Below are 1076 nucleotides of genomic sequence, written 5' to 3' on the forward strand. Positions count from 1 at the left end.
TTCGGGGCGGGATTTTGCTGCCTGGCTCGGGCTGACGCCCAGGCAAATTTCGAGTGGGGGTAAACCGACTCTCGGAAGCATCACCAAGGCGGGTAATCGGTATATAAGGAAGCTACTGGTTCTCGGAGCAACATCGCTTCTAAACGTTGTGGAAAAACGCCGCGGCGGCTTGCGCGACTGGATTGTCGGGCTCTTGGCGAAAAAGCCGGCGCGGCTTGTGACCGTCGCCCTTGCCAACAAGCTGGCTCGGATCATCTTGGCAATGGTGAAAACCGGAGAATGCTTCCGTACCGAGATGTTCGCCAAACCTTGAACGTGAGTTTCGGCCAGCCGCAAAATCAAAGAGTTCTAAGCTTGGTAAGTGCAAGAAAGGCATGATGAAAGACAACGGTCGCCACCGAAAACCAGGAAAACCCGACCAGTCGTGTGAGCTCTAAAGCTCCGCATCCTTGATGTGACCCCTTGGTTGTCGGACTTCATCAGGGCCCGCGGAGATATGATCCGCGCTAAAGGCCGGACATACGATCGCAGCCGTCCAAGTCGTTCGAAGTGCCAAATTGTGCTTGCCATCAGAGGCCGTCCACATACGGGGACCTGAACCGCTCCACGGCCGACCAGCGTCGTGATCTGGTGGAGATCGTCGATGACCGCTACGACAAGGGATCCTTGTTGATCACAAGTCAGGTCCCCGTGTCGCAATGGCATGACGTCATTGCCGAGCCGATGACTTCATGATGCCTCCTTCTTCGAACGCTTGGTGCGTCGTACCCGATTGCGCAGCTGACCGATTTGTTCGTCTGAGAGCTCGATCTGCCATGGCTGGCCTTTGGTTAACTGACGACCTGCCAGCATTCCGCGCGCAAGATGATCGAAGATTGTTTGCGGGGTTACTCCAAGCTCAGCCGCTGCGCCCTGAATCGAGAAGCTGCCGTCGGGCCAGCGCATCGGATTCTTGTCCACGCCGTTGATTTTGACGATGGGAATGCCCCAGCGGGTGCGCAACAGCCAGACGTTCTCGCCTTTGAAGGCGCAGCCTCGGGCCGCGACAAAGCCTTCCTGATTGAGTATTGCCGCGA

The 1076-nt window shown here is 56.9% G+C and carries 2 protein-coding genes and 1 pseudogene; 2 read left to right on the top strand and 1 reads right to left on the bottom strand.

The genetic code is table 11. The annotated features are described in order from the left end of the window. The coding region (locus tag IVA78_RS25505; RefSeq protein ID WP_247468471.1) for a transposase at nt 1-313 on the top strand (313 nt) is incomplete at its 5' end. A gap of 317 nt (nt 314-630) precedes the next feature. Further along, on the top strand, nt 631-735 hold the full coding sequence (locus tag IVA78_RS25510) for an ATP-binding protein (RefSeq protein WP_346275315.1): 105 nt from the start codon (nt 631-633) through the stop codon (nt 733-735). On the opposite strand, the pseudogene IVA78_RS25515 reads toward IVA78_RS25510, so the two are convergent. Then, a pseudogene (locus tag IVA78_RS25515) lies at nt 730-1076 on the bottom strand (recombinase family protein); the annotation flags it as partial. The gene IVA78_RS25510 and the pseudogene IVA78_RS25515 overlap by 6 nt on opposite strands.

This window comes from Bradyrhizobium sp. 137 (assembly GCF_023074095.1).
Lineage (GTDB): Bacteria > Pseudomonadota > Alphaproteobacteria > Rhizobiales > Xanthobacteraceae > Bradyrhizobium.